23 protein-coding genes are annotated in these 23,669 nt (G+C 66.3%); 13 read left to right on the top strand and 10 right to left on the bottom strand.

The features are described from left to right. Positions 1-306: 306 nt before the first annotated feature. Positions 307-897, bottom strand: coding sequence for a hypothetical protein (locus tag Q0071_RS10575; protein WP_298168602.1), 591 nt, complete (start codon positions 895-897; stop codon positions 307-309). Between the two features lie 25 nt (positions 898-922). On the opposite strand from Q0071_RS10575, the gene Q0071_RS10570 reads away from it, so the two are divergent. From Q0071_RS10570 to Q0071_RS10560, 3 genes are all read left to right on the top strand, one after another. After that, complete coding sequence (locus Q0071_RS10570; protein WP_298168599.1) at positions 923-1,774, top strand: TlyA family RNA methyltransferase; 852 nt, start codon at positions 923-925, stop codon at positions 1,772-1,774. An 84-nt stretch (positions 1,775-1,858) separates the two neighbouring features. After that, a complete protein-coding gene (locus Q0071_RS10565) occupies positions 1,859-2,413 on the top strand; it encodes a TspO/MBR family protein (RefSeq protein WP_298168596.1) in 555 nt (184 codons plus the stop codon). A gap of 96 nt (positions 2,414-2,509) precedes the next feature. Continuing rightward, positions 2,510-2,758, top strand: a complete 249-nt coding sequence (locus tag Q0071_RS10560) for an accessory factor UbiK family protein (RefSeq protein WP_067908084.1) — start codon at positions 2,510-2,512, stop codon at positions 2,756-2,758. A 186-nt stretch (positions 2,759-2,944) separates the two neighbouring features. On the opposite strand, the gene Q0071_RS10555 is transcribed toward Q0071_RS10560, so the two are convergent. Next, the gene (locus tag Q0071_RS10555; RefSeq protein ID WP_298168593.1) at positions 2,945-4,153 is read right to left on the bottom strand and encodes an aminotransferase class I/II-fold pyridoxal phosphate-dependent enzyme; all 1,209 of its coding nucleotides are present in this window, start codon (positions 4,151-4,153) and stop codon (positions 2,945-2,947) included. A gap of 85 nt (positions 4,154-4,238) precedes the next feature. On the opposite strand from Q0071_RS10555, the gene Q0071_RS10550 reads away from it, so the two are divergent. Beyond that, positions 4,239-5,546, top strand: coding sequence for a phospholipid carrier-dependent glycosyltransferase (locus Q0071_RS10550; protein ID WP_298168591.1), 1,308 nt, complete (start codon positions 4,239-4,241; stop codon positions 5,544-5,546). A gap of 33 nt (positions 5,547-5,579) precedes the next feature. On the opposite strand, the gene Q0071_RS10545 is transcribed toward Q0071_RS10550, so the two are convergent. From Q0071_RS10545 to Q0071_RS10530, 4 genes are all read right to left on the bottom strand, one after another. Continuing rightward, positions 5,580-6,098 (bottom strand): hypothetical protein, encoded by a 519-nt coding sequence (locus Q0071_RS10545; RefSeq protein WP_298168587.1) that lies wholly within the window; start codon positions 6,096-6,098, stop codon positions 5,580-5,582. A 124-nt stretch (positions 6,099-6,222) separates the two neighbouring features. Next, a complete protein-coding gene (locus Q0071_RS10540) occupies positions 6,223-7,344 on the bottom strand; it encodes a glycosyltransferase family 2 protein (RefSeq protein WP_298168584.1) in 1,122 nt (373 codons plus the stop codon). Positions 7,345-7,355: 11 nt separating this feature from the next. Further along, positions 7,356-8,411: a 3-isopropylmalate dehydrogenase gene (gene leuB, locus Q0071_RS10535; RefSeq protein WP_298168581.1), complete on the bottom strand. Its 1,056-nt coding sequence runs from the start codon at positions 8,409-8,411 to the stop codon at positions 7,356-7,358. Between the two features lie 19 nt (positions 8,412-8,430). After that, positions 8,431-9,045 carry a recombination protein O N-terminal domain-containing protein gene (locus Q0071_RS10530; protein ID WP_298168578.1) on the bottom strand — a complete coding sequence of 205 codons (615 nt, stop codon included), beginning with the start codon at positions 9,043-9,045 and terminating at the stop codon, positions 8,431-8,433. A 99-nt stretch (positions 9,046-9,144) separates the two neighbouring features. Here Q0071_RS10530 and apaG point away from each other — a divergent pair, with 99 nt between their 5' ends. From apaG to Q0071_RS10515, 3 genes are all read left to right on the top strand, one after another. Continuing rightward, the gene (gene apaG, locus Q0071_RS10525) at positions 9,145-9,543 is read left to right on the top strand and encodes a Co2+/Mg2+ efflux protein ApaG (protein ID WP_298168575.1); all 399 of its coding nucleotides are present in this window, start codon (positions 9,145-9,147) and stop codon (positions 9,541-9,543) included. A gap of 9 nt (positions 9,544-9,552) precedes the next feature. Beyond that, positions 9,553-10,392 carry a LysR family transcriptional regulator gene (locus Q0071_RS10520; RefSeq protein WP_298168571.1) on the top strand — a complete coding sequence of 280 codons (840 nt, stop codon included), beginning with the start codon at positions 9,553-9,555 and terminating at the stop codon, positions 10,390-10,392. Between the two features lie 254 nt (positions 10,393-10,646). Then, positions 10,647-12,521 (top strand): EAL domain-containing protein, encoded by a 1,875-nt coding sequence (locus Q0071_RS10515; RefSeq protein ID WP_298168569.1) that lies wholly within the window; start codon positions 10,647-10,649, stop codon positions 12,519-12,521. On the opposite strand, the gene Q0071_RS10510 is transcribed toward Q0071_RS10515, so the two are convergent. After that, positions 12,501-13,784, bottom strand: a complete 1,284-nt coding sequence (locus Q0071_RS10510) for a multidrug effflux MFS transporter (protein WP_366886370.1) — start codon at positions 13,782-13,784, stop codon at positions 12,501-12,503. The genes Q0071_RS10515 and Q0071_RS10510 overlap by 21 nt on opposite strands. Before the next feature lie 78 nt (positions 13,785-13,862). Here Q0071_RS10510 and dinB point away from each other — a divergent pair, with 78 nt between their 5' ends. Beyond that, positions 13,863-14,999: a DNA polymerase IV gene (dinB, locus tag Q0071_RS10505; protein WP_298168566.1), complete on the top strand. Its 1,137-nt coding sequence runs from the start codon at positions 13,863-13,865 to the stop codon at positions 14,997-14,999. Here dinB and Q0071_RS10500 read toward each other — a convergent pair. The 3 genes from Q0071_RS10500 to nhaA all read right to left on the bottom strand — a co-directional run bounded on the left by Q0071_RS10500 (position 14,988) and on the right by nhaA (position 17,221). Next, entirely contained in the window at positions 14,988-15,473 is a 486-nt protein-coding gene (locus Q0071_RS10500; RefSeq protein WP_298168564.1) for an NUDIX domain-containing protein, read from the bottom strand. The two genes, dinB and Q0071_RS10500, sit on opposite strands and share 12 nt — an antisense overlap. Before the next feature lie 16 nt (positions 15,474-15,489). Then, positions 15,490-15,945 carry a DNA starvation/stationary phase protection protein gene (locus Q0071_RS10495; protein WP_298168561.1) on the bottom strand — a complete coding sequence of 152 codons (456 nt, stop codon included), beginning with the start codon at positions 15,943-15,945 and terminating at the stop codon, positions 15,490-15,492. 103 nt (positions 15,946-16,048) lie between these two features. Next, entirely contained in the window at positions 16,049-17,221 is a 1,173-nt protein-coding gene (gene nhaA / locus Q0071_RS10490; protein WP_298168559.1) for a Na+/H+ antiporter NhaA, read from the bottom strand. 100 nt (positions 17,222-17,321) lie between these two features. Between nhaA and Q0071_RS10485 the strand changes: the two genes are divergently transcribed. From Q0071_RS10485 to Q0071_RS10465, 5 genes are all read left to right on the top strand, one after another. Further along, positions 17,322-18,701 carry a glycosyl transferase family protein gene (locus Q0071_RS10485; RefSeq protein ID WP_298168556.1) on the top strand — a complete coding sequence of 460 codons (1,380 nt, stop codon included), beginning with the start codon at positions 17,322-17,324 and terminating at the stop codon, positions 18,699-18,701. A 115-nt stretch (positions 18,702-18,816) separates the two neighbouring features. Further along, positions 18,817-19,902 carry a hypothetical protein gene (locus Q0071_RS10480; RefSeq protein ID WP_298168553.1) on the top strand — a complete coding sequence of 362 codons (1,086 nt, stop codon included), beginning with the start codon at positions 18,817-18,819 and terminating at the stop codon, positions 19,900-19,902. 63 nt (positions 19,903-19,965) lie between these two features. After that, positions 19,966-20,880 (top strand): sulfite exporter TauE/SafE family protein, encoded by a 915-nt coding sequence (locus Q0071_RS10475; protein ID WP_298168550.1) that lies wholly within the window; start codon positions 19,966-19,968, stop codon positions 20,878-20,880. Between the two features lie 13 nt (positions 20,881-20,893). Continuing rightward, a complete protein-coding gene (locus Q0071_RS10470; protein ID WP_298168547.1) occupies positions 20,894-21,652 on the top strand; it encodes a TIGR02186 family protein in 759 nt (252 codons plus the stop codon). Positions 21,653-21,769: 117 nt separating this feature from the next. Next, positions 21,770-23,503 carry a DUF87 domain-containing protein gene (locus Q0071_RS10465; protein ID WP_298168544.1) on the top strand — a complete coding sequence of 578 codons (1,734 nt, stop codon included), beginning with the start codon at positions 21,770-21,772 and terminating at the stop codon, positions 23,501-23,503. Positions 23,504-23,669: the final 166 nt, after the last annotated feature.

Below are 23,669 nucleotides of genomic sequence, written 5' to 3'. Positions count from 1 at the left end.
CCGCCCACGGTGCCTTTATCGCTTGAACAAACTAGCGATAATGCTCCGCGATGCGCAATGCCGACCCCTCTGCTGAACCATGAGACATCGGATCACCTCCTTTCGCGCTGTTGAGCCAAAATGCCGCCTCTCCGATCTGGTTGACATCGGTGTGCGGCTCGACCGGAGGATTGCAGCCCTGTACCGGCCTTGTGGAGAATGTGATTCATCACGGGGCCAAGAACAAGACTTGCATTGAATTTTTTTGCGGTCAGAATTGGTCCTTCGCGCTGGTTTGGTGGATAAGTCCGCCAAGGCGCTTTCCCTTCAGCGGCAATCCTCGATCACGCGGCCAACCTCGGACCAGACGGGGAGCACGAGCGTCTGCGCGCCGCCCATTTCGAGCATGAAACGGCCCCGGCTGAAGGCGATTGCATCGAGCAGCGGATCGCGCACCGCAAAGGTGATTTCGAAGGGAACAGCCGCGTTCTGGGCTGCGCTGGCGGTGGGTGTGGCGGTCAGGCGGCGCAAGGTGCTGCTGGTGGTGATCGTGGCAGGCACGGCGCCGGCGCCGAAGCCAGCGCGCTGCGCGATGATGGCCGGGCGGGTGCGGTCGCAGCGGATCACCAGCAGCGGCGCTGCGCCGGGTTGCCCGAAGCGGACCGCGCTGCCGGTGTTATCGGCGCTGTAGGTCCAGCTGCCGGGCGTTTGCGGCAGATCGCGCCAGTTGGCGGCATCCGTGCGCGGAGCCTGGGGCTGCGGCGGCGAGGGACGCGGCGGCGGTGCGGGCAGCTGCGGCTTTGGCGCGGGCGTAGCGGTGCCTCCGCGCGGTGCGGGGGCGGGCTGCGGCGGCAGGACCGTGCAGCCTCCGAGGGCAAGGACAGAAGCGATCTGCAGGGCCGCGAGGTTGATCTTCATGCCCCGGGTATGGAAGAGAGCGGCGGTGACCTCAAGAAGCTCTGCATCAACACCGGGCAAATCGCCATCCGGCAAGGCAAAGGTGCGCATCGACCAGTTGCTGGTGGAGCGCGGCCTGGCCGAGAGCCGCGCCCGCGCGCAGGCGCTGATTCTGGCGGGGCACGTCTATTCGGGCGAGACCAAGCTGGTGAAGGCGGGCCATGCGCTGGCTGCCGATGCGCCGATCGAGGTGCGCGGGCGCGATCATCCCTGGGTTTCGCGCGGGGGGATCAAGCTGGCGCACGCGTTGGCGCATTTCGGGCTCGATCCGGCCGGAGTGACCGCGATGGACATCGGCAGTTCAACCGGCGGATTTACCGACGTGCTGCTGACGGGCGGCGCGGCGCATGTCTTCGCAGTCGATTCGGGCACGAACCAGCTGGCGTGGAAGCTACGGCAGGACCCGCGCGTGACCGTGCTCGAGCAGACCAGCGCGCGCATCCTGACCCCGGCTCAGATCGACCGGCCGGCAAGCTGGGTGGTGTGCGACGCGAGCTTCATCAGCCTCCGCAAAGTGCTGGAAGTGCCGCTGGCGCTGGCGGCACGGCCGACGCGGGTTGTGGCGCTGATCAAGCCGCAGTTCGAAGTGGGGCGCGGCGAGGTGGGCAAGGGCGGCGTGGTGCGCGAGCCGGCCCTGCACGCGCGCGTCTGCCGCGAAGTGCACGACTGGCTGGAAGGCGAGGGCTGGGAGGTTCAGGGCATCACGACGAGCCCGATCACCGGCCCCGAAGGCAACGTGGAATTTCTCATTTCGGCACTTCACCCGGGTGCCGCGGGCGGCGGCGCTATCGGAGATTGTCCCGCATTGGAGCAGGTGGACCCTGCGGAGATTGCCTAGTCGTCACCACCCGGCCAATATCGGCCCGTCAGGCTTGGCAACGAATCGCTATTTACCGGGCCTCTCTGGGGACACTTCGAGCACATGCGTTATCTCGCTTCACCTGCCCAGCTGCGTGCCAGCCTGCTGCGCTGGTCGCTGTTCACGGTGCCAGCCGTGCTCGGTCTCGGGTTCCTGTCCAGCATTGTGGCCGATGCGGGGCCGCAGAATCCCTGGTTCGCAGCGCTGGTAAAGCCCGCGCTCTATCCGCCGCCGGCAACCTTCGGCATCGTCTGGTCGTTGCTTTATGTCATGATCGGAGTCTCGCTCGCGATGGTCGCCTCCGCGCGCGGTGCGCCGGGGCGGGGCATCGCGGTCACGGTCTTCGCGGTGCAACTCGCGCTCAATCTTGCGTGGAGCCCGGTTTTCTTTGCGATGCACCGGATGACCGGGGCGCTGGCGATCATCGGGGTGATGATCGTGCTCACCTTGGCGATGATCCTGCTGTTCTGGCGCGTGCGGCCCACGGCCGGGGCACTGCTCCTGCCCTATCTCGCGTGGATCTGCTTTGCCTCGGTGCTGAACTACCAGTTCCTCGCGCTCAATCCGCTGGCCGATGGCGCGGCAGGATCGGGCGCGGCGGTACGCGTGCAGATCTGATAAAGCCGGCGTGCAAATTGCCCGGGTTCACGCCTTGCGCCGCGCGGCGTGAAGCGCCATCTGCGGTGCAGTGAATTCGTGCAGAAGGCCCACGTCATGCAGTCCGAGAACCCGATGATCGCCGATTTCGTCAAGCTGCTCAACAGCGCCGCCGGCACTCTCGCCGGCATGGGTCGCGAAGCGGGCGAGACCGCGCGCGAGAAGCTGCGCGAGACATTTGGCGGCATGGACTTTGTCAGCCGCGAGGAATTCGAGGTGGTGAAGGACATGGCCACCGCCGCGCGCGAGGAAGCCGAGGCGCTCAAGGCCCGGATCGAGGCGCTTGAGGCCAAGTTGGCTGGCTGAGGGCTTCGCGAGGAAGAGATTTCTCGCAGAGACGCAAAGGAAAAGAAGGTCGCGAAGAGGTCGTGCAGCGCAGCGAAGCCGCTCTCATGATCGACGCCGCCTTCTATTCTCCGGCTGACGCCGGGGTTCCAAGCGGCATCTCTACGGTCTTCTTTTCCTCTGCGTCTCCGCGAGAAACGCTCTTCCTTAAAGCCCCGCTGTCTTCAGCGCCTGATCCAGATCCTCGATCACGTCATCGGGGTCTTCAAGCCCGACGTTGAGCCGCAGCATCCCCTCGGTCACGCCCATATCGGCGCGGGTTTCGGGGCCGACGCCGTGGTGGGTGGTCGAGGCCGGGTGGCACATCAGCGAGCGCGAATCGCCGATGTTGTTGGAGATATCGATGAGCTTCAGCGCATCGAGCAGGGCATGCGCCTGCGGGCGGCCGCCGGGCACTTCGAGGCTCATGATCGAGCCGCCCGCCTGCATCTGCTTTTGCGCGAGGGCAAACTGCGGGTGGCTGGGCAGGAACGGGTAGCGCACCGTGGGCAGGCGGCCTTCGATGAATTGCGCGACCTTCAGTGCGTTTTCGCTCTGGCGGCGGATGCGCAGGTCCAGCGTTTCGAGGCCCTTCAGCACGACCCAGGCATTGAACGGGGCGATGTTGGGCCCGGTGTTGCGCTGGAAGGGAAGGAGCTTGCCATCGATGAACTCCTTCGAGCCCGCGACCGCACCGGCGAGGACGCGGCCCTGGCCGTCCATCATCTTGGTGGCCGAATAGGCGACGACGTCCGCGCCGAAATCGAGCGGGCGCTGGAGCGCGCTGGTGGCAAAGGCGTTGTCGACGACGGTGGTAATGCCGTGCTTGCGGGCCAGCGTGCAGACGAACTCCAGATCGACGAGGTCCATCGTCGGGTTCGCCGGGCTTTCGAAGAAGAACACCTTTGTATTGGGCCGGATCGCGGCTTCCCACGCGGCGTTGTCGCCCGCGTCGATCGTGGTGCCCTCGATGCCGAAGCGCGGGAGCAGGTTGTCGACCAGCCAGCGGCACGAGCCGAACGCGGCCTTGGCGGCGACGATGTGGTCTCCGGCGGAGAGCTGGCAGAGCAGCGCGGTGGTCATCGCGGCCATGCCGCTAGCCTGGGCGCGGCAGGCTTCGGCGCCTTCGAGGAGGGCGATGCGCTCTTCCAGCATCTGCACAGTCGGGTTCTGCAGGCGCGAATAGGTCATCCCGTCGTCTTCACCGGCAAAGCGCGCGGCGACCGTGGCGGCATTATCATAGGAATAGCCAGAGGTGAGGAAGAGGGCTTCGGACGTCTCGCCCATTTCCGAACGCCAGGTGCCTCCGCGCACGGCCTGCGTTGCGGTGCGCCAGTTGGCGGTGATCGAGCGGTCCTGACCGGTGGTGCGTTTCATGCGCTGTGCCTTAGATTTGCGGGGGCGGCGGTGCAAGCCGGACCATTGCCCTTGGGGGGCGGAACGGAGTATGCGCGCCCGGCCCATGTCCTTGCTTTCCCGCATAACCGCGCCATTTACCGGCCCGCGCCGCACGACAGGCGATCCGCTGGTGTGGTGCGTTGCGATCACGCTGGCCTTCCTCGTGCTGGTGCTGCACCGGCTGGGCACGCCTTCTAAGATCATGTTCGATGAGGTGCATTACCTGCCTGCCGCGCGGCGGTTGATCGACCTCACCAGCCGACTCAATCCCGAGCATCCGCTGCTGGGCAAGGAATTCATCGCGCTGGGCATGCTGACGGCCGGCGACAACCCGTTCGGCTGGCGGCTGCCCAACGCGCTGCTGGGCACGCTGGGGCTTTTCGCGGCGATGCGCGCGATGTGGTGGGCAAGCCTTTCGCGAAGCGCGACGCTGCTGTTCGGCCTGCTGTTTGCGACCAATTTCCTGTGGTTCGTGCTGAGCCGGATCGCGATGCTCGATATGGCGATGGCGAGTATGCTGGCGCTGGGGTTCTGGCAGGCGGCGGTGGCGTGGCGCAAGGGGAGCAGGCTGCATCTGGCGCTGTGCGGGGTATTTCTGGGGCTGTCGCTCGGCGGCAAGTGGAACGGGGCGCCGATTCTGGCGCTGCCGGGGCTGTTGTTCGCGTGGGACCGCTGGTGGGCGCTGGCGGGGCGGCGGCGCGCGTTCCTGATCGCAAGGGATATGGGGCCGGTGCCGGGCGTTTCACTGCTGGAGGCGGTGCTCTGGCTCGGCGTGGTGCCGCTGCTGGCCTATTTCGCGACGTTCGCGCCAGCATTCTTCTACAAGGTGCAGCCGCTGACCGTGCAAGGGCTGATCCCGTGGCAGAGCTACATGCTCAAGCTGCAGGACAGCGTGGTGAAGCCGCATCTCTATCAGAGCCGATGGTGGCAATGGGTGTTCAACATCCGCCCGATCTGGTTCTTCTACGCCCCGTGGGACGGGGCGCAGCGCGGGGTGCTGATGCTGGGTAATCCCTTCACGATGCTCGCCGGGCTGCCGGCGCTGCTGCTGTGCCTGTGGGCCGGGGTGCGCAAGGGGGACCGGCTGCGCGGCGCGGTGGTGGTGCTGTATATCGCGAGCCTGATCTTCTGGGCGATCAACGGGAAGCCGGTGCAGTTCTATTACCACTACACGCTGGCCAGCGTGTTCCTGATGGCGGCGCTGGCGCTGGCGCTGGCCGGGTGGTGGGAGCAGGGTCGGCGCTTGCCGGGGGCGCTGACGGTGGTGCTTTCGGCGATGCTGTTTGTGGGATTTTACCCGATCCTGTCCGCTGCGGCGCTGCCGGGGAAGCTCTCGTATCGGGATTATACGTGGCTCGATAGCTGGCGGTAGGCCGGCAGCCTCATAACGCGGCTAGGGTTGCTGTCAGTCAGTTCTTGGTATCTGAAACATGTAGGATTCCGGATCGTTCGCGCATCGCAAATGCGTGCCGCGATCACTGCGCACCCATTCCAGTTCCATCCAGGTGATGCGCGGCGTCACTGTATCTGAGTCCGGATTGCGCAGGATGCCGAAGAGGCAGTTACCATTTTCTGCAAAAGCGCGCATCGCCACCATCGCCCTGCCGTAAGTAGCATTGCCACCAAGCGTTGCTACGTCGTCCGCTAGAACATGCGATGCATCCGCTATTTCGCGATGAGGCGGGAGATCCTGAGCGCCCTCATCCGGTACATGGAAGCCGGAAATGGCTTCTTGGGCCGGGAAGCTCTGTGGAAGGGGGCGGTCTGGATAAAGCCAGGGAAACGAGATCTTGATGCTGATCGGTCGCTCAGCAGCCTTCGGCGGCAGCAGCAGCCACAGATCAAGCGCAGCCATCGCGATCGCCGCTGCACAAAGCAGGATGCGTCTACGTCGGAAGTTAGCCCTGATGATCGCGAATGCCATAAGGCAGCAACGATATATATAGAGCTGTCATTGCGGAAGCGAGGCTATCGGAAAACACAGCCGTAGTGGAGAAACTTTCGATCCTCACCATTTGCCCCTGCGGGATAATGACGAGGATTTCAGATCAGTACTTGCCCCAGACGAACTTGCTGGAAAGCGCGAAGTTCCACACCGAGCCGACGACTATGCCGACGATGGCGGCCGGATAGGCATGGAAGCCCATGCGCATCAACGCGGCGGCCGCGCCGACGTTGGCGAGGAGGCCGACCGAGCACGTGAGCGCGAACTTGGCCCAGCCGCGCATCAGCGGAACGAAGCCGCGCAGGCGCTTGTCGGCATAGGTCAGCTCGTTGTTGAGCATGAAGTTGAAGGTCATCGCCACCACCGCTGCCGAGGTCTGCGCGATGATGAATTCGATCTGGTCCGACCAGTTGTGGTAGAGGATCTTCTGGCCGAACGCGCCGAGCACAGAGGCGAGGACCGCCATGTGCACGATCACGCCGAGGCCGCCGATCGTGCCGAACAGGGCAAAGCGGGTCGGGATGATGCGGCCCAGCCACTTGTCGTAGAGGCCGATCAGGAATTCGAAGACGACCGTGCGATCGAGCTTGCTTTCGCCTTCGGCGCGGGCGGCAAAGTTCAGGGGGAATTCCTTGACGCGCAGCGGCGCATCGACCGTGGCGAGAATATCGAGCAGAATCTTGAAGCCCACGCCCGAAAGCCGGTGCGCATCGGCGCGCAAGGTTTCGGCGCGGAGCATGAAGAAGCCGCTCATCGGATCGGAGAGCTGCACGCCCGTCACGCGGCGGGCGATGCGGTTGGCGAGGCCCGAGGCCTTGACGCGGTCGGGCCGGCCCCAGGCTTCGGTGCTGGCGCCCTCGGCAAAGCGCGAGGCATAGGCGACATCGTACTCGCCGCCCTGAACCGCTTCGTACATGCCGGGCAGAAGCGCAGGATCGTGCTGGTGATCGGCATCCATCACCGCGACAATCGGCGCGGCGGTGGCGCACATGCCCTCGATCGCGGCAGAGGCAAGGCCGCGGCGGCCGATGCGCTCGATCACGCGGACGCGCGGATCGTCGCGACCGATGCGGCGCGCTTCCTCGGCGGTGCCATCGGGGCTGTTGTCGTCGACGAAGATCGCTTCCCAAGCGATGTCTCCCAATGCGGCGCTGAGCCGCTCGACCATGGGCGCGATGTTCTTGCGTTCGTTGAACGTGGGAAGGATGACAGCAAGTTGCAGCATGGAGCGCGCGCTTACAGCCTTGCGAGCACCGCGTCACCAATTTCCGTCGTTCCCGCGCTCCCGCCCAGATCGCGGCCGAGAATGCCATCGGCCAGAGTGCGCGCGACGGCGGCTTCGATGCGGTCTGCCGCATCCGCCAGGCCGAGCGAGTGGCGCAGCAACATGGCGAGCGACAGGATCGTGGCGATGGGGTTGGCGAGGCCCTTGCCGACGATATCGGGCGCGGAGCCGTGGATCGGTTCGTAGAGGCCGAACGTGCCGTGCGCCGTCTGCCGCGCGCCGAGCGAGGCCGAGGCGAGCAGGCCGATCGAGCCGACGCACATGCTGGCCTGATCCGAAAGAATGTCGCCGAAGAGATTGCCGGTGACGACGACGTCAAACTGGCCGGGGCTCTTGACCAGCTGCATCGCGGCGTTGTCGACGTACATGTGTTCGAGCGTAACGTCCGGGTATTCCTTGGCGACTTCGATCACCACATCGCGCCAGAGCTGCGAGGTTTCGAGGACATTGGCCTTGTCGACCGAGCAGAGGCGGCCGCCTCGGCCTTGCGCCGCGCGGAAGGCGACATGCGCGATGCGGCGCACTTCGCTTTCGCTGTAGGACATCATGTCCCAGCCTTCGCGTTCGCCGCTGGCGGTGGTGCGGAAGCCCTTTTCGCCGAAATAAACGTCGCCGTTGAGTTCGCGCACAATGAGGAGATCGATCGCACCGGCAACTTCGGGGCGCAGCGCGGAATGGCCTTCGAGGCCCGCAAAGACCTTGGCCGGGCGCAGATTGGCGAACAAGGTCAAGGCCTTGCGCAGGCCGAGGATCGCCTGTTCGGGGCGCAGGTGGCGCTCCAGCGCATCGCAGGTGGGATCGCCGACCGCGCCGAACAGCACGCCGTCAGACGCTTCGGCAAGGCTGAGGGTTTCGGGCGGAAGCGGATGGCCGGTGGCGTGATAAGCCGCGCCGCCGACAAGGGCCTCTTCGCGTTCGATGCCAAGATCCAGTGCATCGAGAACCCGCAGCGCTTCGCGCGTGACTTCGGGGCCGATGCCGTCGCCCGGCAGAACTGCAATCTTCATCTGAACCATCCCTGGAATATCACTGCGCGCCGCCATCGATCCGCTTGAATCGCTCGATCAGGATGGCGCGCGCCGCCATACCATCGCGGCGCGGATCGGCAAGCAGGTGCTTCGCGAGGGAAAGGCCCTGCCGATCGAGCCGGGCGAGCAGGCTTTCCCACGGCTCTTCGGCCGGCGGCGGCTGGGCATGGCCATAGCCGATCTCCTGCAACAGCAGCGCTTCATAGGCGGCGACGGCACGGGCCCAGCCGCGCGCCGAGGGAGCATGGCAGATCGCATCGAGCACGGCTTCGAGCGCGCCGTGGATGCCGGGGAAGGGCTGGCCCTCGGGCAAGCTCTGCGCGGTGAGCGTGGTGACCCAGCCGATCCCCGCGCTCGCCAGCGGCTCACCGAGCCAGGGGCCGCGGCTGGTGACAAGCTCCAGCTTGGCCGAAGGGAGCTGGCTCATCGTGCGCGCATTGAGCTCGGCGGCGACGAGATTGCCGGGAATCAGCACGGGCCGCAGCGTCCGCCCGCGCGCGCCGGCAACGTATCCGGCGATCAGGCCGTGGTCCGCCGTCAGCAGGCGCACCACCGCACCATGCTCGCCGTGGGCACGCGAGGCGCAGATGATGGCGGGGGCCCTTATGAGCATGGTGATAACCCGTGTGGAGATTGCCACAGGTTGCAGCAAGCAGATCAATGGATGAATCCACCGTTGGAACCGCCGCCAATCTGGGTTAGCTTGTTTCCTATGAAACAGCTCTTCCAGCATGCTGCCGTGACGGAGGGAGTGACAGTGCGCGTCGCTGTCAATTTCCTGCCCGAACAGTCGCGCATCGATGCCGGCAAATGGTTCTGGGTCTATCATATCCGGATCGAAAACGGCTCAGACCAACCGATACGCCTGCTTACGCGGCACTGGCGCATCACCGATGGGCGGGGAATGATCAACTTCGTCGATGGGGATGGGGTGGTGGGCGAACAGCCGCTGCTCGCCCCCGGTGCGGCCCATGATTATGTTTCGGGCTGCCCGCTCGGCACGCCGCATGGCAGCATGGAAGGCCACTATACGATGGAGCGGGCCGATGGCTCGCTGGTGGACGTGGCAATCCCCTACTTCCCGCTTGCCGCACCCGCGACCGCGAACTGATCAGTTAGCATGAAGCGGACCCATCTGCCGCTGAACGGCCTGCGCGTGCTCGACGCGGCGGCGCGGCACCTTTCCTTCACCCGCGCGGCGGACGAACTGGCGGTGACCCCGGCGGCGGTCGGCCAGCAGATCCGCGCGCTGGAAGACCTGCTCGGCGTCGTGCTGTTTCGCCGCACCACCAAGGGGCTGGTGCTGACGGACGAGGCGGCGGCCGGGCTCGATGCAATCCGTGAGGGGTTCCTGCGCTTCGAGGAAGGCGTGCAGGCGATGCAGGCCGGGCAATCGAGCCATGTCTATACGGTGGCCTGCCCGCGCGATTTCTTTGCCGCGTGGCTCAGCCCGCGCCTCGCTGCGTTCCGCCTTGCCAATCCGGGCTTGCGATTCGCGCTCGTCGGCAGCGATGGCGATCTTGATTTTACCGAGGCTAATCTGAACCTTGCGGTGCGCTGGGCGGAAGGCCCTGGCGATCTCGAAGGTATCGCGCTGGGCGAGCCGCTGATGCAGATCGTCGCGGCCCCGGGAACTGGGCCGGGTAGCGGGGAGGATGCGCCGTGGATCGCCTGGCCGGGCGATCCCGCGCCCGAGGGCCCCAATCCTGATGGCGCGGCGCGCGAGACGCAGTTTTCGGTCGGCGACGGGGGCACGGCGATCAGCGCGGCAGCCGCCGGGCTCGGCAAGGCGCGAGTGCCGCTCATGCTGGCCGAAAGCGCGATCTCGGCGGGCAGGGTCGTGCCGCTGGGCGAGCCGGTCTGCTGCCGCCGTTCCTACTGGCTGGTGGCCCCGCTGCCGCAGTGGCGGCAGAAGAAGGTCAAGGCGCTGGTTGCGGCACTGACAGAGGGGCCGAGGTAAACCCACTTCGGAGCGAAATTCCTCCATTGCGGGTGTTAAAGTTCTCCAGTTCCATCGATAATTCGCCCCGGACCTTGAGAAGGCGTTAACTCTCACCGCCGTAAACCGCCGCGATGGCTAGTGGCAGTCCCTCATCCGGTGTGCATCAGCGCGCTCGGCGCAGGCTGCGCGGTTTTGTCCGCAGCCTGCGTTGCTATGGGCGCCACTGGCAGCAGCGCCCGGGCGATGCGTTTACCGAAGCTTACGCGCTGAGCGTGTCCCACCGTGCACCGCTGCTTTATCTGGTGGTGATCTTCAACACGCTGCTCGTGGCGGCCTGCTTCCATGGCTCTGCGCCGCTGGGTCTGGTCCTGGCGGGGCCTGTCATGAGCATCGTTGCCGTGCAACGCGCCTCGCACTGGCTGCCGAACAAGGTCGCGACCCGGCCGGTCGAACAACTGCGCGCCGATCTGCAGGGCATGCAGCGGCTGGGCGGCTGGGCGGCGCTGGTGTTCGTGGCATGGTCGCTTGGGCTTTATCCCTATGGTGATTCGGGCCAGCGTGAACTGCTCCATTTCGTCATTGCGGTAACGATGTTCTCCGCCGTGCTCGGCATGGCCAATTCGCCGCAGACGGCGCTGCGGCTCGGCATGGCCTTCACGCTGCCATGGAGCTTGTTCCTGCTGGCAACGGGCCATCCCAATGCCCCGGCGATCGCGCTGGCCCAGGTGTTCATTACCGCGATCCTGCTGGCGATGACCCAGATCCAGCACCGCGATTTCGTGCGGCTGGAGCTTTCGCGCCAATTGCTGGTGCGCCGCGAGCGGCAGACCGCCGAACTGGCGAGCGCGCACTACCGGCAGGCGACGGTCGATCACCTGACCGGCGGGCGCAATCGCCGCGCTATCCTCGCCTGCCTTGAGGAGCATCTCGCCGAGCCGCAAGATGCGATCCGGCCGTGGCTGGCGCTGTTCGATCTCGACGGGTTCAAGCATGTGAACGATACCTTCGGCCACGCCGCCGGCGATCACGTGCTGCGCACAGTGAACCAGCGCATCGGCCTGATCGAATGCGTGACCGCGCATGGCCGGCTGGGCGGTGACGAATTCGCCATCCTGTTCGACGGTGCCTGCGATGCCGATGCGGTGACGGCGGCGGCGCGCGCGCTTTCCTTCGCGATCCGCGAGCCGATCTCGTTCAATGGTGCAACGCTGCGGCTTTATGGTTCGATCGGCCTCTACCGCGCCGACGGCGATACGGCCTCGACTTGCCTCGAACGCGCCGACGCGGCGCTCTACAAGGCAAAGGAGTTGGGCGACGGCGCCATCGTCGCGTTCGGGCCGGAAGACGAAGTGGCGCTCCATCGGCGCATTGCCGTGATGCGCCAGTTCAACGATTGCGCGCTCGGGGACCGGTTGCGGCTCCTTTATCAGCCGATCTTCGATTGCCGCGATGGCCGCGTGGTGGGCATGGAGGCGCTCGCGCGCTGGTCGCCCGACGGGATCGAGTGGCAGGCGCCGGGCGAATTCCTAGCGATTGCCGATGCGACCGGCCGCACGGGCGAGCTGACCCGGCTGGTGCTGGCGCGCACGCTTTCGGAATGCCGCCCCTGGGAAACCGGCCTCGAAGTCTCGATCAACCTCGCCGCGCGCGACGTGGTGCGCGAGGGGCTTGCCGAGACGATTGCGCAAATCGTTGCCGACGCGGGTGCGAACCCGGCGTCGGTCATGCTTGAGGTGACCGAGCGGGCGCTGCAGATCGATCCGAAGCGCGCAGCGGCGCAACTGGTGGCTTTGCGCGAGAAGGGCTTCCGCATCGCGCTCGATGATTTCGGCGCGGGCTGGTCGAGCCTGTCGCAATTGCGCGACCTGCCGCTCGACCGGATCAAGCTCGACCGTGCGCTGGTGGGGGCGCTTTCGAGCGATCCGGGCGCGCGGGCGGTGACAGGCATGATCGTGGCGCTGGCGTGGCAGCTGGGCATCGGCTGCTCGATCGAGGGCGTCGAAAGCGAGGCGCAGGCCAATGCCGCGCGGGCGCTCGGCATTCATCTGATGCAGGGCTATCACTTCGGCCGGCCAGAGCCTGCCGCGCAGGCACTGCGGCTTTATGCCGGGCTGCTCGGTCCCGCCTCAGCAGTGGGTATCGGGTAGCGGCACTTCGCGCAGCGTGCCGCGCGGGTTGATCCGGCGGAACAGGCGGCCTTGTTCGCTCCACAGCACCAGCACCAGCGCGGTGAGACCGCAGCCGAGGAAGGCGAGCGCGAGCGGGCGGGCGGTGCCATCGTAGGCAAGGCCGATCACCATGCCGAGACCGGAGCCGATGACCATGCGCAGGAACGCCTGAACCGAGCTGGCGGCACCCGCCATGTGGGCAAAGGGTTGCAGCGCGATCGAGCTGAAATTCGCGCCGATAAAGCCGACCATGCAGATGTTGAGCGCGATCACCGGCATGAACTCGATGAGTTCCTCGCGCTCGCGGCTGGCCAGCCAGACCTGAAGCACGCTGAGTGCGATCGAGATCAGCACCGCCGCATGCGACACCCGCCGGGCGCCGAAGCGTTCGACGATGCGCGAGTTGAAGAAGCTGGCGAAGGCCATGCACAGCGCGGTTGCGCCAAAGATCAGCGGAAACCACGCGCCCGCGCCGAAGTGTTCACCGACCAACTGCTGCGCACAGTTCACATAACCGAACAGCGCGCTGAGGATGAGACCCCCGCCGATGACATAGCCGAACGAGGCGCGATCAGAGGCGGCGGTGACCATGTTGGTTGCGATCGACGCGAGCTGGATCGGCTGGCGGTTGGCGGGATCGAGCGTTTCTTCGAGCCGAGTCCAGACCCACAGGCCGACGATCAGCCCCATGACGGCGAGGAGCGCGAAGATCCAGCGCCAGCCTGCCACCAGCAGCACGGCAAGGCCGATGCTGGGGGCGACCATCGGCACCATCATGAAAATCACGGTGATCGTCGACATCTGCCGCGCCATGGCATCGCCGCCATGGCGATCGCGGATGATCGCGCTGGGGAGGACCGAAAGCCCGGCGCTGCCGAGCGCTTGTGCGGCGCGGAGCACGAGCAGGGTGTTGAAATCGGTGACAAGCGCGCAGCCGATGGAAAGCGCGATGTAGAGGACCAGACTGCCCAGCAGCACCGGGCGCCGGCCATAGCGATCCGCCAGCGAGCCGGGGAGCAGCGCGCCAAGCCCGCTGGCGATCAGGAACACCCCGACAATCAGCTGGCGCTGGTTGGGATCGCTGATCGAAAGTTCCTGCGCGATGCCGGCCAGCGCGGGCAACATGGCATCGATTGCCAGGGCCTGGAGTGCCATCGACATGGCCATCAGCACCACGAACTCGCGCGGGCCCATGCGGGCAGAGCCGGGCGGGCGGGTTGGTGCGGATGAGAACATGGTCATGCCGGGAGCCTATAGGCAGGTCGGGGAATTGTTCCCAGTGCTTTATGCTGCACTGCGAAAAGGGGTAGGGTGCCTCCCATGTCCGCGCTGCCGCCCACCGATCTGGACGATGAGGAGACCGCCACCGGTCTGCGCAAGGTGATCCATATCGATATGGACGCCTTTTTCGCGAGTGTGGAACAGCGCGACAATCCGGCGCTTCGCGGCAAGCCGGTGGCGGTCGGCGGCTCGTCTGCGCGCGGGGTCGTGGCGGCAGCGAGCTATGAGGCGCGGGTCTTCGGCGTGCGATCGGCCATGCCATCGGTGCGGGCGGCGCGGCTCTGCCCAGACCTCATTTTCTGCCCACCGCGATTCGAAGTCTACAAGGCTGTCTCGCGGCAGATCCGCGCCATTTTCCTGCACTTCACGCCGCATGTTGAGCCTCTCTCGCTGGATGAGGCCTATCTCGACGTGACCGACGATCTGCGCGGGATCGGATCGGCGACCCGGATTGCCGAGCTGATCCGGGCGCGCATCCGCGCCGATACCGGGCTGACCGCGAGCGCGGGAGTTTCGTACAACAAGTTCCTCGCCAAGCTCGCCAGCGACCAGAACAAGCCCGATGGCCTATGTGTGATCCGGCCGGGCGAGGGCGCGGCGTTTGTCGCCACGCTGCCGGTTAAGCGCTTCCACGGCGTGGGGCCGCGCGGCGCTGAAAAGATGACAGCGCTGGGCATCGAGTCTGGCGCCGATCTCGCGCGGCACGATCTCGCCTTCCTGCGCCAGCATTTCGGGAGCCAGGCCGATTATCTCTACCGCGCCGCGCGGGGGATCGATTTGCGCCGCGTACGCGCGGACCGGCCGCGCAAATCGGTGGGCGGCGAGCGGACGTTCGAGCGCGATATCGGCAGCGGCCCCGCGCTGCGTGAAGCGCTGGAGCGGATCATCGGCATCGTGTGGGAGCGGATCGAGCGCAGCGGGGCCAAAGGGCGGACGGTGACGCTCAAGCTCAAAGACACCGGGTTTCGTACGATCACCCGCGCCAGATCGCTGCCTGGGCCGGTGGCGGACGAGCAGACATTTGCCGAGGCGGCGCGCGCCTTGCTCGATGCGCTGCTGCCATTGGACCAGCCGGTGCGGCTGATGGGGCTGACGCTGTCGGCGCTGGAAGGCGAGGGCAGCACGCCGGTTCCGGCGGGCGCGGACGAAGCCGGGCAAGGCAGCCTACCGTTCTGAGGCCTGCCATTGCCGCCAGATGCCGAGAGCGGTGTGGACAATTTCGCCGGTGCTGGGCGGCAGGGCGTCCAGCGCGAACCAGCCCGCTTCGGCAATTTCCCGCCCATCGGCACAGGGCGTGCCTTCACTGAGGCCCGAGATAAGCTCGATCCGGTTGAGCCATCCGCCGGGCATCCGGCGCAGATCGGTGCCGATCCACACGCCATCCGCCAGCCGGCAGCCCGCTTCCTCCAGCAGTTCGCGCGTGCCCGCAGCCACCGGATCTTCCCCGCGCGCGAGCCCGCCGCCGGGCAGCAGCCAGCGATCCTGCTGGTGGTAGCTGTGGCGCACCATGAGCAGCCGCCCATTGCCATCAAAGGCAAGCACGCCGCACCCGCGCATTTCCCGCTGCATCAGGCCCCACAAGCGCAGGCGAATCGGCTGGCCGATCCGCAGCAGCGCCCGGTGCAGCGGGGGCGGCAGGTGGGAAAACACCGGAATCGCAGGCCTGTCAGCCGAGGATCGAGCTGAGGAACCACACCCGCTGCTGGGCCTGATCGGTCCAATCATCGGCCATGCCTTCGGTGGCGTTGTCACCCGCTTCGGTCGCGGCGGCCTTGGCGGCGCGGATGCGCTCGACCAGCGCCGCGTTGTCGTCGCGCAGCGCGGCGACCATGGCCATGGCATCGACGCCGCTGCGGTCGTCGTCCGCAATCGCGGTGCGGCCGGCGATGGCGCCGATCGAGGTGAGCGTATCCCCGCCGTTCTTGCGCACGCGCTCTGCGATCACGTCGGTCAGCGCGAAGAGTTCGGTGGCCTGCGCATCGAACAGGAGGTGCAGATCGTGGAACTGCGGGCCCTTCACATGCCAGTGGTAGTTCTTGGTCTTGAGATAGAGCGCGAAGTAATCAGCGAGGAGGCCATTGAGCGTATCGATCAGGGCCTTGGAAGCGTTGTCGCCGGGCATCACGTTCGTCCTTTCGGTGCGAGTCTGCGTTGCGGTCCCTACTACACCCGTTCGGCCGGGATGTTTCACCCGGAATCCGGGTCAGGGTGATCGCGATTTTCGATCAGTCTGCCGCCACGCGCGGGGCCATGCGCAGCACCGCCGCCCCCGCCAGCGCCGAAATGAGCGAGCCGCCCAGCACGCCGAGCTTGGCATCCTCGACCAATTGCGGCGCAGCGGTGAAAGCGAGCGCGCCGATGAACAGGCTCATCGTGAAGCCGATGCCGCAGAGCAGCGCCATGCCCCAGAGGTGCAGGAAAGATGCGCCGGCGGGCCGGGCGGCGATGCCGAGCCGCTCGCAGCCAAGCACCGCGAGCATGACCCCGGCCTGCTTGCCCGCGATCAGGCCCAGCGCGATCCCCAGCGGGAGGGGCGCGAGCGGATCCCCCGCACCCAGCGCCACTCCGGCATTGGCAAGGCCGAACAGCGGGACGATCAGGAAGCCGCTCACGCCCACCAAGGCGTGCTCCAACCGCAGCAGCGGGCTGTCCCCATGGGAATCGAGGGCGACCGGGATGGTGAAGGCGGCCAGTACGCCCGCCACCGTCGCGTGGATGCCAGAATGCAGCACCGCGAACCATAGCGCCCACGCCAGAACCAGATAGGGCGGCAGCGCGCGCACACCGAATCGGTTCAGCCCCACCATTGCCGCGAAAAGCGCGATACCCAGCATCATCCAGCCCAGTTGAAGCGAGGCCGTGTAGAACACCGCGATAACCGCGATGGCACCGATATCATCGACCACGGCAACCGTGAGCAGGAAGAGCCGCACCGAGGGCGGGACTCGGCTGCCCAGCAAGGCCAGCACGCCGAGCGCGAAGGCGATGTCGGTTGCGGCGGGAATGGCCCAGCCATTGCGGAGGTCCGGTTGGCCGCCTGTCACGCCGATATAGACTAGGGCTGGAACCGCCATGCCGGCGAAGGCTGCGATCACGGGCAGGCGGCGGCGGGCGTTGTCAGCCAGCGCGCCCATCATGAATTCCCGTTTGATTTCAAGGCCAACGACAAGGAAGAACACGGCCATCAAGCCATCGTTGATCCACTCGTGCAGGTTCTCGAGCCGGGCCACCGGGCTCCACCGCAGCGGATGGAGGAAGAGATCGTGCCACGCATGGGCGAGCGGCGAATTGGCCAGAACAAGCGCCACCGCAGCGCAGGCCATGAGCACCAGACCCGGTGCCGCCTCGCTCGCTGCCAGCTTGCTGCGAAGCCCGCCAGAACCAAGGTTTCTCGCCATTCTCGAACCAATCCTTAGGTCTGGTGTCGTTGCCACATTAGGTATTCGGGCGTAATTTGAACCTAAGGGATAGTGCCTCTTTCGGCGCGAGGGCAAGCAAATGACGCCGTTTTACACGGCATTGGAGTGGCTTGGCCGTGCCGAGCATGAACTTCTTCTGTTCGCTGCGATCTGGTTCGCGGTGGGCACCCTCGATGAACTCGGAATCGACCTCCTGTGGCTCTGGCTGCGGCTGACCGGCAGGGTCCACACCGGCAAGGCGCCGGTGGACTGCGACGCCCCTTTGCGCGGGGTTGCCGCGGTGCTGGTTCCGGCCTGGCACGAAGCGGCCGTGGTGGGCGCGATGCTGACGCACACGCTCAGGGTCTGGCCGCAGCAGGACCTGCGCATCTACGCCGGATGCTATCGCAACGATCCCGCGACGCTGATGGCGATGTTGGCGGCGGCGCGCGATCCGCGGCTGCGCATCGTGGTGCATGATTGCGCGGGCCCGACGACCAAGGCGGATTGCCTCAACCGGCTCTATGCCGCGCTGATCGAGGACGAAACGCGCGGCGGCTTCCGCGCGCGCAGCGTGATCCTGCACGATGCGGAGGACATGGTTCATCCCGCCGCCCTCGCGCTGCTCGATCGCGGGCTCGACGATGCCGACTTCGTGCAACTGCCGGTTCGGCCCGAGCCGCAAGCGGGATCGCGCTGGATCGCTGGCCACTATTGCGACGAGTTCGCCGAATCCCACGGCAAGGCCATGGTGGTGCGCGATTGGCTGGGCGTCGGCCTGCCTTCGGCGGGCGTGGGCTGCGCCTTCAGCCGCGCTTCGGTGGAAGCCATCGCGGCCCGGCGCGGGACGGAGGCGCCGTTCGCCGCCGAATGCCTGACCGAGGATTATGAGTGCGGCCTGCTTGTCAGGCAGATCGGCGGGGCGGCGAAGTTCGTGCGCATGCGCGATGGCGAAGGGAAGCTGGTGGCGACGCGCGAGTTCTTTCCCGCCGGCCTTGGCTCTTCCGTGCGGCAGAAGACGCGGTGGATGCATGGCATTGCGTTCCAAGGCTGGGACCGGCTGGGCTGGGATGGGCGCCCGCTCGAACTGTGGATGCGGCTGCGCGATCGCCGCGCGCCGCTGACCGCCATCGTGCTGGCAGCGGCCTATATGCTGCTGATCATTTCGCCTGTGTTGTTCATTGCCTCGCAGCTGGGGTTCTATCAGCCGCATCCGATCGATCCGCTGCTGGAGGTGCTGTTGATAGCCAACTTTGCTGGCCTTGCCTGGCGTTGCCTGCTGCGCGCGGTGTTCACGGCGCATGAGTATTCGCTGGGCGAGGGGATCATGGCCGTGCTGCGGATGCCATTGGCCAATGTGATCGCGATCATGGCCGGTCGGCGCGCCCTGGCGGCCTATCTCGTTTCGCTTCACAGCGGCCGGGTCAAGTGGGACCATACCGTTCACCTGAGCCATCCCGCGCTCGCCCCGGTTCGCTGAATTCGGCGCCGGGATGACGCCGCGCGGCAGCATAGTGGAACATGGGAGCAGGATTTCGCGCGGCCAGCCGGTCATTGCGCTTGCGCTGATCCTTGCCGTCTGGATCTCCATACGGATGACCTTCATCGCGCTGGAGGGTGATCTCGCGGCGGACAAACCGCAGCTCGCCCGCCTTGCGCCGCCGCTGCGCCCGCCCGCACTTGCGCTGCAGCCCGGCGCTTCGGCTGGACCGGGCCGACACAACGCCGGCCTTGCCACGCTGGCCGTGCCGAACATGCCTCGTCGCACCGGCACTGCCGGGGTGCGGCGCTATCCGCAAACGAGCGCTGCCGATTTCGGTCGGCCAGTGGAGAACCGGCACGCCGGGCTCTTGCCGCGCTCCGGGGCGGATATGGCCGCAGGTGAACTAGTCGCCGCCTATCAGGTGCAGGAGACGGGCGGGGAGGACCTCCGCAGGCCGCGCGTGGCCTATGTCGCTGGGCCGCGCCGCGAAGCCGAACAAACTCGGCGCGCGCAGGGGCAGCCGCGCATGCGTCGCTGGTCCGCTGATGGCTGGCTCCTGGTGCGCGCGGGCGATCAGCCGCCGGCGCTGGTAGCCGGGGCTGCGGCTTATGGCGGTAGCCAGGCCGGTGCCGTGGTGCGCTATGCCTTCGCGCCGGCGAGCGCGCTGCGGCCGCAAGCCTACGTCAGGGTTTCGGGCGCGCTCGGCAACCGGGTGCGCCAGAACGAAGCGGCGCTGGGCCTCATGGTCCGTCCGCTGCGGGGTCTGCCGGTTGCCGTGCTGGGGGAATGGCGGCTGCAGGAGCAGAGTGGCCAGACACGGACGCGTCCGGTTGTGATGGCCGTGACCGAACTGCCGCCGCTGCGCCTGCCTCTGGGGATCGAGGCCGAGGCCTATGCGCAGGGCGGCTGGGCTGGTGGGCGCGGTGCGACGCCGTTCTACGACCTTTCCGCAAGCTTGCAGCGCCGGGTGATGCGCCCGCTGCTCGGCGCGCAGGTCAGCGCAGGTGGCGGGGTCTGGAGCGGCGGCCAGCGCGGGGCAGCGCGGCTCGATGTGGGGCCGCGCATCGAGTTGCGGACCATGGTGGGCCCGCCATCGCGGCGGATCGGCGTGAGGGTCGGCGTGGACTGGCGCTTTCGCGTTGCCGGACGAGCCGAGCCGGGATCGGGACCGGCGCTGACGGTGGCGGCGGGATTCTGATCGGGAAAAACCGCCGCGCCAACGTTTCCAAGTGGCGGCGGAACGGCTAGCCTCTCCGTCAGGATGGATGTCTACCTCCCCATCGCGAATCTTTCGGTCAATGGCCTTGTCATCGTTGCGCTGGGTGCGCTGACGGGACTGCTTTCGGGCATGTTCGGCGTGGGCGGCGGTTTCCTGACAACGCCGCTCCTCATATTCTACGGCGTGCCGCCCACCGTGGCGGCGGCCTCCGCCGCGAGCCAGGTGACGGGCGCAAGCGTTTCGGGCGCGTTTGCCCATGCGCGGCGCGGCGGGATCGATTACCAGATGGGCGGCGTGCTGGTGGCAGGCGGCGTGATCGGCACGGGCCTTGGCGCGCTGCTGTTCCGCCTGCTGCAAGCGCTCGGCCAGATCGATACGGTGATCAACATTCTCTATGTGCTGATGCTCGGCGGGATCGGCTCCCTGATGGCGCACGAAAGCCTCGGCGCGCTGAGGGCCGAGCGCAGCGGAAAGCCGCTGCCTGCGCGCAAGCGGCGGCATCATCCGCTCGTCGCCAGCCTGCCGCTGCGCTGGCGGTTCTATCGCTCGGGGCTCTACATCTCGCCGCTGGCGCCGTTGCTGCTGGGGATGTTCACAGGCATTCTCACGATGCTGATGGGCATCGGCGGCGGGTTCATCCTCGTTCCCGCCATGCTCTACATCCTCGGCATGGGGGTGACGGTGGTGGTCGGCACCTCGCTGTTCCAGATCCTGTTCGTGACCATGGCGACCACGATGATGCACGCACTGACAACGCGCGCGGTCGATATCGTGCTGGCGGTGATGCTGCTGATCGGTTCGGTGACGGGCGCGCAAGTCGGCGCACAGTTTGCGCAGAAGGCCAAGCCCGAACATCTGCGCCTGATTCTTGCCATTATCGTGCTGGGCGTCGCGATCCGCATGGCGCTCGGGCTCGGCTACCGGCCGGACGAGATCTATACGGTGGTGACCCAATGACGGGGGTGACGCGGTGATCGCGCGCCTTGCCGCACTGCTGCTGGTGCTGGCCTTTTGCACGGGTGCGCGAAATCCCATCCTCGTGCCGGAGATCTCGCAGCACGAGATTCAGGTGCGCCAGGGCTTTACCGGGGCCGACCTGCTGCTGTTCGGTGCGATCCTGACCCCCGAAGGCGCGCGGGCGGCGGGGGATTACGAGATCGTCGTCCTGCTGGAAGGACCCGCCCGCTCGATCGTGGTGCGCGAGAAGCGCAAGGTTGCGGGCATCTGGGTCAATGCCGACAGCACCGAGTTCCGTTCCGCGCCGAGCTTCTATGCGCTTGCGTCCTCGCACCCGGTGGCATCGCTGGTCGATGGCAAGACGGCGGCGATCTATGAAATGGGCCTCAAATGGTTGCAGCTTTCGCCGGTGGGGGTGATCGATCCGGCCGAGCAAAAGCGGTTTTCCGAAGGCCTTGTCGATCTGATGCGGCGGCAAGGGCTCTATCAGGAGAACGAGGGGGCGGTGAAAATCAGCGGGCAGGTGCTTTACCAGGCACGGATTTCGTTGCCATCCAGCGTGCAGACGGGGACCTATACCGCCGAAACCTTCGCAGTGCGCGACGGGCGGGTGGTTGCCTCGGCGATCTCGCGCGTGACGGTGAGCAAAGAGGGCTTCGAGCGGGTGGTTGCCTATAATGCCGAGCGCAACGGGTTCTTCTACGGCCTGTTTGCGGTGATCGTCTCGATCTCGATGGGCTGGATAGCCGGCCGACTGTTTGCGCTGGTCTAGGAACCGCCCGGGGGCGGCTGGCAGCAATCCTGCCCAGTTCAATATTTAGCCAGTTTTTAACCGTCCAAGGTTAGGTCTTGCTTACACGAAGCCTTCTCAGGCGGGGATCAGGTGGCAATGAGCGATATGAGCATCAACGGCCTTGAGGGCGCCGGCAGGGCAACGCCCGCCGACCTCGCGGCGAACGGTGCGCGTCCGGCAATCAGCAGCGACGCGCGGGGTGCGCCGCGCCCGGTCACCGACAATGCTCGCCGCCCCATCGGCTATGTGCTCGATGTGTCGGGCGCGGGCAGCTCGATCGCGCTGGACCTGACGCGGCTGGAAGAATGCATGGCGGACGGCGATCCTTCGATCTCGCTCGCCGGGCAGGTGGGCAGCCAGCTCAAGGTCCGAGTCGGCACCGGGTGGCTGCTGGCCAGCGTGCGCACCCAGCGGCAGGACATGACCGCCGGGAACGACGGCGTCATCATCGCAGCTGTCGATTTCCTCGGCGAAGGCGACGAGGAGCGGCTGACCGGCAAGATCTACGGTTTCCGCCGCGGTGTCACGCGCTATCCGGTGCCGGGCTCGCCGATCTATCCCGCGACCAGCACCGACTTGCGCCAGATCTACGCTTCGGACGGGCGCACCAACGTGACCATCGGCACGGTGTTCCCGACGCGCGACATCCGTGCCGGGCTCTATGTCGATGCGCTGCTGGGCAAGCATTTCGCGCTGCTGGGTTCGACCGGCACCGGCAAATCGACCAGCGCCGCGCTGATCCTGCACCGCATCTGCGAACTGGCCCCCGAAGGTCATATCGTTATGATCGACCCGCACGGCGAGTACATGCAGGCCTTCCGCAACCACGGCCAGCTGCTCGACGTCAACAACCTCAACATGCCGTACTGGTTGATGAACTTCGAGGAGTGCTGCGAAGTCTTCCTCACCTCGACAGGGACGGACCGGCAGATCGATTCGGACATTCTCGGCAAGTGCCTGCTGCAGGCGCGCCACCGCAATCGCCTGGCCGAACAGATCGGCAAGATTACGGTCGATTCGCCGATTCCCTATCTGCTTTCCGATCTCATCAACATTCTCAACAACGAGATGGGCAAGCTCGACAAGGGCCACAATTCGGTGCCCTATCAGCGGATCAAGACGAAGATCGAGGAACTGCGCGGCGATCCGCGGTATCAGTTCATGTTCTCCGGCATGCTGGTAGGCGATACCATGGCCGAGTTCATCAGCCGGGTGTTCCGCCTGCCCTCGCACGGCAAGCCGATCTCGATCATCGACGTTTCGGGCGTGCCTTCGGAAGTCACCTCGACCGTGGTCGCGGTGCTTTCGCGCCTCGTGTTCGATTATGCGATCTGGTCGCGTGATGAGGAGACCCGGCCGATCCTGCTGGTCTGCGAAGAAGCGCACCGCTACGTGCCGGCCGAGAAGAACTCGGACGGCTCGTCCGTGGGCCGCATCCTTTCGCGCATCGCCAAGGAAGGCCGCAAATACGGCGTTTCGCTGGGCCTCATCACGCAGCGCCCTTCGGACCTTGCCGAAGGCGTGCTCAGCCAGTGCGGCACGATCATCGCGATGCGCCTCAACAACGAGCGCGATCAGGCCTTCGTGAAGGCAGCGATGCCCGAAGGCGCGCGCGGCTTCCTCGATTCGATCCCGGCGCTGCGCAACCGCGAGTGCATCATCTGCGGCGAAGGCGTTTCAATCCCGATCCGCGTGGCGTTCGACGAACTGCATAACGATCTGCGCCCGGCTTCGGCGGACCCCTCGTTCTCCGAACTGTGGGGCAAGACGGGCGGCGAGGAAATGGCCGTGGAGCGGACAGTGCAGCGTTGGCGCGCGCAGTCGCGCTGACGGTTTGGGAGGGCCTGCGGTCCTCCTCACCTCCTCCTTTCGTCATTCCCGCGAAGGCGGCAATCCAGCATCCAATCCGCAGCGTCTGCCGCTCTGGATTCCCGCCTTCGCGGGAATGACGAGGGTGGGATGTGGGGTGCAAGGGCTATAGCAGCCCTTGCCTGCC

It is taken from the genome of Novosphingobium sp. (assembly GCF_027486195.1).
Classification (GTDB): Bacteria; Pseudomonadota; Alphaproteobacteria; order Sphingomonadales; family Sphingomonadaceae; genus Novosphingobium.
The sequence above is the reverse complement of the archived record's forward strand: the minus strand, read 5'-3'. Positions and strand labels throughout refer to the sequence as shown.

Excerpts from the sequence above, each read along its gene's own strand:
- Q0071_RS10530 (WP_298168578.1), bottom strand. The coding sequence starts at position 9,045 with ATGCTCATAAGGGCCCCCGCCATCATCTGCGCCTCGCGTGCCCACGGC.
- Q0071_RS10565 (WP_298168596.1), top strand. The coding sequence starts at position 1,859 with ATGCGTTATCTCGCTTCACCTGCCCAGCTGCGTGCCAGCCTGCTGCGC.
- Q0071_RS10480 (WP_298168553.1), top strand. The coding sequence starts at position 18,817 with ATGACCTTCATCGCGCTGGAGGGTGATCTCGCGGCGGACAAACCGCAG.
- leuB (WP_298168581.1), bottom strand. The coding sequence starts at position 8,411 with ATGAAGATTGCAGTTCTGCCGGGCGACGGCATCGGCCCCGAAGTCACG.
- Q0071_RS10465 (WP_298168544.1), top strand. The coding sequence starts at position 21,770 with ATGAGCGATATGAGCATCAACGGCCTTGAGGGCGCCGGCAGGGCAACG.
- Q0071_RS10520 (WP_298168571.1), top strand. The coding sequence starts at position 9,553 with ATGAAGCGGACCCATCTGCCGCTGAACGGCCTGCGCGTGCTCGACGCG.
- dinB (WP_298168566.1), top strand. The coding sequence starts at position 13,863 with ATGTCCGCGCTGCCGCCCACCGATCTGGACGATGAGGAGACCGCCACC.
- Q0071_RS10540 (WP_298168584.1), bottom strand. The coding sequence starts at position 7,344 with ATGCTGCAACTTGCTGTCATCCTTCCCACGTTCAACGAACGCAAGAAC.
- Q0071_RS10560 (WP_067908084.1), top strand. The coding sequence starts at position 2,510 with ATGCAGTCCGAGAACCCGATGATCGCCGATTTCGTCAAGCTGCTCAAC.
- apaG (WP_298168575.1), top strand. The coding sequence starts at position 9,145 with ATGAAACAGCTCTTCCAGCATGCTGCCGTGACGGAGGGAGTGACAGTG.
- Q0071_RS10510 (WP_366886370.1), bottom strand. The coding sequence starts at position 13,784 with ATGACCATGTTCTCATCCGCACCAACCCGCCCGCCCGGCTCTGCCCGC.
- Q0071_RS10545 (WP_298168587.1), bottom strand. The coding sequence starts at position 6,098 with ATGGCATTCGCGATCATCAGGGCTAACTTCCGACGTAGACGCATCCTG.
- Q0071_RS10485 (WP_298168556.1), top strand. The coding sequence starts at position 17,322 with ATGACGCCGTTTTACACGGCATTGGAGTGGCTTGGCCGTGCCGAGCAT.
- Q0071_RS10495 (WP_298168561.1), bottom strand. The coding sequence starts at position 15,945 with ATGCCCGGCGACAACGCTTCCAAGGCCCTGATCGATACGCTCAATGGC.
- Q0071_RS10575 (WP_298168602.1), bottom strand. The coding sequence starts at position 897 with ATGAAGATCAACCTCGCGGCCCTGCAGATCGCTTCTGTCCTTGCCCTC.
- Q0071_RS10550 (WP_298168591.1), top strand. The coding sequence starts at position 4,239 with ATGTCCTTGCTTTCCCGCATAACCGCGCCATTTACCGGCCCGCGCCGC.
- Q0071_RS10475 (WP_298168550.1), top strand. The coding sequence starts at position 19,966 with ATGGATGTCTACCTCCCCATCGCGAATCTTTCGGTCAATGGCCTTGTC.
- Q0071_RS10555 (WP_298168593.1), bottom strand. The coding sequence starts at position 4,153 with ATGAAACGCACCACCGGTCAGGACCGCTCGATCACCGCCAACTGGCGC.
- nhaA (WP_298168559.1), bottom strand. The coding sequence starts at position 17,221 with ATGGCGAGAAACCTTGGTTCTGGCGGGCTTCGCAGCAAGCTGGCAGCG.